General features: G+C 28.1%; 8 protein-coding genes. 7 read left to right on the forward strand and 1 reads right to left on the reverse strand.

Annotated elements, in window-relative coordinates; genetic code table 11:
- From ACI3VO_RS00685 to ACI3VO_RS00695, 3 genes are all read left to right on the forward strand, one after another.
- Positions 1-827 (forward strand): Gfo/Idh/MocA family protein (locus tag ACI3VO_RS00685; RefSeq protein WP_439756062.1); only part of this gene is annotated, 827 nt, incomplete at its 5' end.
- A gap of 137 nt (positions 828-964) precedes the next feature.
- On the forward strand, positions 965-1,588 hold the full coding sequence (gene udk, locus ACI3VO_RS00690; protein ID WP_439756063.1) for a uridine kinase: 624 nt from the start codon (positions 965-967) through the stop codon (positions 1,586-1,588).
- A gap of 70 nt (positions 1,589-1,658) precedes the next feature.
- A complete protein-coding gene (locus ACI3VO_RS00695) occupies positions 1,659-2,225 on the forward strand; it encodes an NUDIX hydrolase (RefSeq protein WP_439756064.1) in 567 nt (188 codons plus the stop codon).
- Between the two features lie 240 nt (positions 2,226-2,465).
- On the opposite strand, the gene ACI3VO_RS00700 is transcribed toward ACI3VO_RS00695, so the two are convergent.
- Entirely contained in the window at positions 2,466-3,251 is a 786-nt protein-coding gene (locus ACI3VO_RS00700) for a methyltransferase domain-containing protein (RefSeq protein ID WP_439756065.1), read from the reverse strand.
- A gap of 301 nt (positions 3,252-3,552) precedes the next feature.
- Here ACI3VO_RS00700 and ACI3VO_RS00705 point away from each other — a divergent pair, with 301 nt between their 5' ends.
- The 4 genes from ACI3VO_RS00705 to ligA form a co-directional block, all read left to right on the forward strand.
- Positions 3,553-4,611, forward strand: a complete 1,059-nt coding sequence (locus ACI3VO_RS00705) for a lysylphosphatidylglycerol synthase transmembrane domain-containing protein (RefSeq protein ID WP_439756066.1) — start codon at positions 3,553-3,555, stop codon at positions 4,609-4,611.
- A gap of 24 nt (positions 4,612-4,635) precedes the next feature.
- Positions 4,636-5,061, forward strand: coding sequence for a DUF3783 domain-containing protein (locus tag ACI3VO_RS00710; RefSeq protein ID WP_439756067.1), 426 nt, complete (start codon positions 4,636-4,638; stop codon positions 5,059-5,061).
- 123 nt (positions 5,062-5,184) lie between these two features.
- On the forward strand, positions 5,185-6,120 hold the full coding sequence (locus ACI3VO_RS00715) for a phosphoglycerate dehydrogenase (RefSeq protein WP_439756068.1): 936 nt from the start codon (positions 5,185-5,187) through the stop codon (positions 6,118-6,120).
- 50 nt (positions 6,121-6,170) lie between these two features.
- Positions 6,171-8,218, forward strand: a 2,048-nt coding sequence (gene ligA, locus ACI3VO_RS00720; protein WP_439756069.1) for an NAD-dependent DNA ligase LigA, incomplete at its 3' end; no start/stop codon positions are given.

Below are 8,218 nucleotides of genomic sequence, written 5' to 3' on the forward strand. Positions count from 1 at the left end.
CAGATGATTTTGAACAGCTATGTAAGTTAGGAATAGATACTGTTTATATTGCAGTCCCTAATTTTTTACATTTTGAGTATTGTAAAATGGCTTTGGAAAAAGGATTAAATGTAATTGTAGAAAAACCTATTACTAGTAACTATAAAGAGGCATTGATTTTACAAGATATAGCTAGAGAAAATAAATTATTTTTATTTGAGGCGATTACTACATTATATTTAGAAAATTATTTAAAAATCAAAGAATTGATTCCTAGAATTGGTAATATAAAAATAGTTCAAAGTCAATTTAGTCAGTATTCTAGACGATATGATGATTTTATAGAAGGAAAGATTTTACCTGTATTTGATCCAAATAAATCGGGTGGAGCCTTGATGGATTTAAATTTATATAATGTTCATTATGTGATGGGATTATTTGGAATGCCACAGGATGTTCACTATTATCCAAATATAGAGAGAAATATAGACACTAGTGGAACATTAATGCTAACATATCAAAATTTTATTGCTATGTGTGTTGCAGCAAAGGATTGTAAAGGAATTTGTGGCGGAGTTATTCAAGGAACAAAAGGATCTATAAAGAGTTTTGCATCAGCTAATAAAGTAGGAGAAGTAGTTTTGGAATTAAATGACGGTACAATTGAAAGATTTCATGATGAAAGTAATGAAAGATTTATACCAGAATTTAATACATTTATAAAAGTAATTAAAAATAGAGATTTTGAATTTTGCTATAAACAATTAGAAAAGACTTTAGCGGTTAGTCAAATTTTAACTAGAGCTAGATTGCAATCTGGCATATACTTTCCAAGTGATAATAAATAATACTACGCATTATATTTATAAACAATAATTGTAAATTATACAAAGAGTATTGAAAATAAGAAATATATAATATATTATAAAAATAATAATTTTTTAAATATAGTTATAAAATAAATTTTATATAAGTAGGTGTGAAAATGAAAAAAGATATATGTGTAGTTGGTATAGCAGGAGGGTCGGCTTCAGGTAAAACAACTATAGTAAATAACATAAAAGAGCTATTTAAAAATAACATAGAATTGATAAGTCATGATAATTATTATTTGCCAAATGATGATAAAACTATGGAGCAAAGAGTAATGTTAAATTACGATCATCCGTCGTCATTTGATACAGATAAAATGATAGATGATATAAAAAGATTAAAATCAGGTGAAATGATTTATAGACCTGTATATGACTATACTAAGCATACTAGATCTAAAGAGGTTGTGGCTGTTTATCCCAAAAAGGTTATAATAATAGAAGGTATACTAATTTTAGAGGATCCTAGACTTAGAGAGCTTATGGATATAAAGGTATTTGTAGATACAGATGCAGATGAAAGATTGATGAGACGTATATTAAGAGATACAAAAGAAAGAGGAAGAACTGTAGAATCTGTTTTAAATCAATATGTAACTACTGTAAAGCCTATGCATGAGCAGTTTGTGGAGCCATCTAAAAAATATGCAGATATAATAATTCCTAGAGGTGGAGAAAATAAAATAGGAATACATATATTGCAAGAGCATTTAAAATTAAAAATTGATTTTGATTAATATTGAGTTTGACTAATTACAAAATAGTGATATAAGATATATATAAATATATTGCTATGGAGGTATTGTTTTGAACTATATAGAGGCGATAAAAAATTTTAATCCAACAAATGAACAAGAACAAAACGACAAAAAATTAATTTTAGATTTTATAGATAAAAATAATAATGTACTTTATAGAGAGAATGAGTACGCTCATATGACTAGCTCAGGGCTTATTTTCAACGATAAGCTAGACAAGATACTTATGGTACATCACAATATATACAATACATGGTCGTGGACAGGTGGACATGCTGATGGAGAGAGTGATTTACTTAAAGTAGCTGTTAAAGAGGCGAAGGAAGAAACAGGGCTAGCTGATATAAAGGTTTTGGATGAAGATATAATTACTCTTGATATTTTACCTGTAGTTCCACATGTCAAAAGGGGAAAATTTGTAAGTGGACATCTTCATTTTTGTATATCATATGCTTTGACAGCAGATGAAAATAGCAACACGAGAGCAAAATTAGATGAAAATAGTGGAGTTAAATGGATAGAAATAGATCAATTGGAAAAATATTCAGATGAACCGTATTTAATTGGCGTATATAGAAAGATTCATAAAAAGGTTATTTCTAAATTCAATAAATAGAAAAATACTGATATTTTTAAAAATAAAATGAAAGAAGGAAAATTTATCTTTCATATTTATTTTATAAATAAAAATAAAAAAATAAGTAAAAATTTAAAATTATAAAAAATAAAAAAATAATTTAAAATTTTTTATTTAAAATAAAATGAAAAATTAAAGCTATGATTTATTATATTAAGAACTGTAATAAATCATAGCTTTTTTGTCTCGAAATATCGTTTAAATAAGATAAAATTTTCCTTATTTTGATTTTGAAGCAACTAAGAATAATCTCTTGTAGTTGAATAAAGCAGTACCATCAGCTCTTAGAGAATAAACATTTTTTAGTTTTATTAAATAGTTATTTTTGAAGTTTTCTCTAAATTCATCATTAGGAAGAGCATTTAAGTAGTCCTTCATACTTGTACTTTCATACCATTGTAGTATTCCTTCAAAGCCTTGCATAACGTGCATATAAGTAGTAGTCCATATTTGAATGTCTTTTGCACTTGATAAACGAGATAATACATCATAGTAGAAAGTTGGTTTATGATTATTAAATCTTAATTTTTTGCCTTCGAAGTAAGGTTTATATTTTTTAACATATTCTAATTCATATAAAGCTTGTTGTCCTGCTATACCATCAACTAATGGTAATTGTATAGCTATAGTTCCGCCTGTATTTAATAAAGCAAACCATTTTTTGATTAATTCTTCATGACCTGTCATACGTTGTATAGCAGCATTAGAAAATACTATATCAAATTTTCCTAATTCACTTAGATCTTCTGTAGCGTCCATTAATCTAAAATCTATATCTTCATAAAGAGATTTAGCTTTTTCAATCATTGCAGATGAATTATCTATACCTATTATTTCTGCATTAGGCCATCTTTTCTTTAATTCGTTAGTACTGTTACCAGAACCACAACCTATGTCTAAAATACGAGCAGGATTTTCTAATCCTATTCTTGATATTAAATCTTTTGATGGTAAAGTTCTTTCTTTCCCGAACTTTAAGTATAAATCCGGATTCCAATCTATCATTTTGAATTACCCCCTTTGAATAAAAAACTCTATATATGAATTAAAACACTATTACGACAAAAATGCAAGAACAAAAAAATAAATTGCATTTTTAAATAAAAAAAAATTTTTATATATTTTTAAAATAATCTTTAATTATAAAAGAGTTTGTAATAATTTTGTGATAAAATTTGTAATAAAAGTCAATATTTATAGTGTATACTAAATATAAATAAGTGAAATAAATCAGATATAATTATTTAAAAAAGTAAAAATTTTATAGCGTATATAGCGTATAGAAAATTATAAAGAGGAGAATATTATGAATTTTTTTAGGAAAAATAGAAATGCAATATTAAATTACGGCTTTTTAGTATTTTTAATGGCATTTACAATTCGTTTAGTTTTTAAAAATTTAGATGTGAAAGCTATAACTGACATAAAAGACATAATCGATAAGAAATATATAGCTATAGGAATTTATGTAATATTATCGTACATATTTTTAGAAGGAGTTATTTTAAAGCAAATAATAGATGCTCGATATAAAGTAAAGGCAAAATTTTTAGGGATTAAGCTAGCTGCTATGAGCTTTTATTATAATTTGGTTACGCCTTTTGCTTCAGGAAGCCAACCAATGCTTATATATGTTTTAAATAAATATAAAGTTCCATTTAGTGAAGCCACAGGTATAGTAACTAATAAAACTTTATTATATCAGGCTGTAGTTACTATTTATTGTATGATATTTTTCTTTTTAAATATAGGTATATTGAGAAGCCAAATGCCGACTATAATGCCTTTAGTTATATTAGGGATGAGTATAAATGCATTTACAATTATAATGGGATTACTGGCTATTTTAAATCCAAGCAAAATAAAATTTGTATTGAATATTTTAATCAGATGTCTGTCTAAATTTAGAATTCTGAGATTTTTAAGAGATAAGAATCAAAAAATAAATGCTTTTATAGATGAATATAGCGAATCTGTTAAATTTTTTATGACAAATAAAAAATTATTGGTAAAAACAACTATACTAACTGTAGTGCAGTTGTCTGCGTATTTCAGCGTTTCTTTTTGGATATATAAGGCATTTAATTTAAGTCATTATCATTTCATTCATATGATAACTCTTCAGACATTTTTATATATGGCTGTTTCACCTATACCAACTCCGGGTAATATAGGAGCGAATGAGTTGGCGTTTTTTACTATATTTGCAAACGTATTTCCTAAGCCAATTTTAGGATATGCAGTTCTTTTATATGGAGGATTGGTTTATTATTTAATTTTAATAGGAAGTGGTATAATGACTATTATTACTCATTTTCAAATTAAAGATACAGCTCGTAAATCTAGTAATGTAGGAAAAATATAAATTTTAGTATAAAGGAGTAGGAAAATGACATTTAAAAAAATAAACGATAGTGAACAAGAAAATATACACGATAGAAGCTGTGTAATTTTAGTTAATTTTAATAATAAAGAGCTTACAGCGATTAAGACAGTAAGTGGTTTTGTAGGGATAAAAGATAGAATAGTTGTCAATAGTAAAAATGGAAATACAAAAATAAAGGATATATTAGATGGAAATATTTCTGATGACAATGATGAGACTTGGAGCGAAAAGGCTGTAATATTTAATAATATTCCAAATAATAGAGTAATGGCGTTTTTAGATAGCTTGAAAAAAATGAAAATTAGAAGACCTCTATCAGCTATAGTCACAGCAGTTTCAATAGATTGGTCTTTAAATACATTGATTTATAATTTAAAAGAAGAAAGAAAGGCTCTTTCTAAAGGAAAGACTGTAAATCATAATAAATAAAATATTACAGATATTAAATATATACTAAAAAAGTAGATATTTATATTTAATATTTGAGATGAATACATCTCAATTTTTTTTTGAATACAAATGTGAGTTATTATTTTAAAAGGAGATGTGGGAATGAAGGTTTTATTTAATTTGAGAGTAAAGGAAGAACAATTTAATAGAGTAAAGGATTTGGGATATGAAGTAGTTTGTATTCCAGAGAAGAGACTACAAAATAGTGCAGAAACGGATGATGCAGATGTATTAGTAGCGTATAATCCATTTGAGACACTTGATATATCAAAAATGAAAAATTTAAAATACATAATATTGACAAGTGTAGGTTTTGATCAATTACCTAAAGAAAAAATTCTAGCGCAAAACATACAGGTATCTAACAATAGAGGTGGATATAGCATTCCTATGTCTGAGTGGATAGTTATGTGTATATTAGAGATATACAAAAAGGCTAGAGCTTTTCATATCAAACAAGATAAAAAGCTTTGGAGTATGGATTTATCTCTAAGCGAATTATACGGTCAGAGAATAGGATTTTTAGGAACTGGGACAATAGCTGTGGAATCTGCTAAAAGACTAAAGGCATTTGGTGTAGAGCTATGGGGCTATAATACCAATGGACGAGATGTAGATTATTTTGATAGATGCTTCTCTAAGGATCAAATCGATGAAATTTTTAAAAATTGTGATGTTGTAGTCAGTACAATGCCTTGTACTTCAGAAACTGAGGGCATGATAAATAAAGATAAGTTTGCTTTAATGAAAGAAGGCTCTAGTTTTATAAATGTCGGAAGAGGTAAATTAGTAAAAGAAGATGATTTGGTGCAATTTTTGGATAAATTTAAGGGTGTTGCGTTAGATGTATTTGAAAATGAACCTTTGAGAGAGGATAGCCCTCTATGGGATGCTGAAAATGTAATAGTAACACCTCATAATTGCTGGGCTTCAGATAGAAATAGAGAAAGGGTAGATCAAATGATTTATTCTAATTTAAAGAAATACATAAAAGGAGAAACAGTATCAAATTTAGTAAATATAAACAGAGGGTATTAATTTAAAATTTTATGGTAAAATTATAAAAAATAGTTAAGGAGTTTTTTAATATGAGCGCTCAAAAAAGAATTGAAGAATTGAGAAATTTAATAAATTATCACAATGAAAAATACTACAATCAAGATTCACCGGAGATAGAGGATTTTGAGTACGATAATTTAATGAAGGAATTAATCGAGTTAGAAGATAAGAATCCTGAATTAAAAACAAATGATTCGCCATCAAATAGAGTCGGAGGTAAACCTCTTGATAAATTTGATCAGGTTGTGCATAAAATACCTATGCTAAGTCTTTCAAATGCATATTCATGGCAAGATTTAAAGGATTTTGACTCGAGAGTTAGAGAGGCTGTAGACGGTGAGGTTGAATATGTAGTTGAATTTAAGATAGACGGTTTATCAGTTGGATTAAATTACAACAACGGTTTATTTGAAAGTGGAGCTACTAGAGGTAACGGTATAGTTGGAGAGGATATAACTAAAAATTTAATGACTATAAAAAATATACCACTTAATATAAAGGAAAATGGAGAATTGACAGTAAGAGGAGAGGTTTATATTTCTAAAGACGATTTTGAAAAAATAAATAAAATCCAAGAAGAACAGGATCAACCTCTATACGCCAATCCAAGAAACCTAGCTGCAGGATCTTTACGCCAATTGGATTCTAAATTGACAGCTAAAAGACCTCTAGACATATTTATATTCAATTTAGAGGATATAAATTCTAGAAACTTCAAAACTCATAGTGAATCGTTAGAATACCTAAAAGAGCTAGGATTTTCAGTAAGCCCAAATTTCAAAGTGTTTAAAAGTATGGATCAAATAATAGAGCATATAAAATACTGGACAGAGCACAGAGAGGATTTATCGTTTGGAATAGACGGAATGGTTATAAAGGTAAATAATCTAGCACAGAGAGAGCAAATGGGGTATACTGCTAAGAGTCCTAGATGGGCAATTGCATATAAATTCCCAGCAGAGAGAAAAGAAACTAAATTGCTAGATATAATAGTAGAAGTAGGTAGAACTGGAACTATAACACCTACAGCTGTTTTAGAACCAATAAGACTTGCAGGAACTACAGTAAGTAGAGCAACACTTCACAATGAAGACTATATAAAGGAAAAAGACATAAAGATAAATGATACAGTATTAGTTCAAAAAGCAGGAGATATAATTCCACAGGTAGTAGAGGTTGTAACAGATAAGAGAACAGGAGAAGAGATAGAATTTAATATGCCGACAGCGTGTCCTGTATGCGGTGAGCCTACAGTAAGATTAGATGGCGAGGCAGCAGTTAAATGTATAAATATATCTTGTCCGGCTCAAATCAGAAGGGGAATTATACATTTTGCTTCAAGAGAAGCAATGAACATAGATGGATTAGGTGAGTCTATAATTACGCTACTATTAAATGAAAAGCTAATAGAAAATATATCTGATTTATACTACCTAGAAAAAGAACAAATATCAGGTCTTGAAAGAATGGGAGATAAATCAGCTACTAACTTAATAAATGCAATAAATAAATCAAAAGAAAATGATTTATGGAGACTTATAAACGGTTTAGGAATAAAATTAATAGGAACTAAGGCTGCGAAAGTACTTGCTAGTGAATTTAAGGATTTAGATAAATTGATGAAGGCTTCAGAAGAAGAGCTAATAAATTTAGAGGAATTTGGAAATACTATGGCAGATAGCGTAGTGGAATTTTTCAGGGAAGAAAAGAATTTACTAGTTATAGAAAAATTAAAGGCAGTAGGTGTAAATACTAAGCTAATTGAATCAGATGATGAAGATATACCTAAGATATTTGACAAGATGAAGATAGTTTTAACAGGAACTCTTCCAACATTAAAAAGAAATGATGCAAAAGAGCTAATAGAAAAAAGAGGTGGAAAGGCGACTTCTAGTGTAAGCAAATCAACTTCGTTCGTGCTTGCGGGAGAGGAAGCTGGCTCTAAATTGACAAAGGCAAATGATTTAGGAATAAAGGTTATAGATGAAGAGAAATTTTTACAATTGATAAACCTTAAAACTAATCAAGAGGTTTTAGAAAATTTTCTTAACTTAATGCCATTGCGCTCTAACGGGTG

The sequence above is a fragment of the Intestinibacter sp. genome (assembly GCF_051866655.1).
Taxonomy (GTDB): Bacteria; Bacillota; Clostridia; order Peptostreptococcales; family Peptostreptococcaceae; genus Intestinibacter.

Excerpts from the sequence above, each read along its gene's own strand:
- udk (WP_439756063.1), top strand. The coding sequence starts at position 965 with ATGAAAAAAGATATATGTGTAGTTGGTATAGCAGGAGGGTCGGCTTCA.
- ACI3VO_RS00700 (WP_439756065.1), bottom strand. The coding sequence starts at position 3,251 with ATGATAGATTGGAATCCGGATTTATACTTAAAGTTCGGGAAAGAAAGA.
- ACI3VO_RS00705 (WP_439756066.1), top strand. The coding sequence starts at position 3,553 with ATGAATTTTTTTAGGAAAAATAGAAATGCAATATTAAATTACGGCTTT.
- ACI3VO_RS00710 (WP_439756067.1), top strand. The coding sequence starts at position 4,636 with ATGACATTTAAAAAAATAAACGATAGTGAACAAGAAAATATACACGAT.
- ACI3VO_RS00715 (WP_439756068.1), top strand. The coding sequence starts at position 5,185 with ATGAAGGTTTTATTTAATTTGAGAGTAAAGGAAGAACAATTTAATAGA.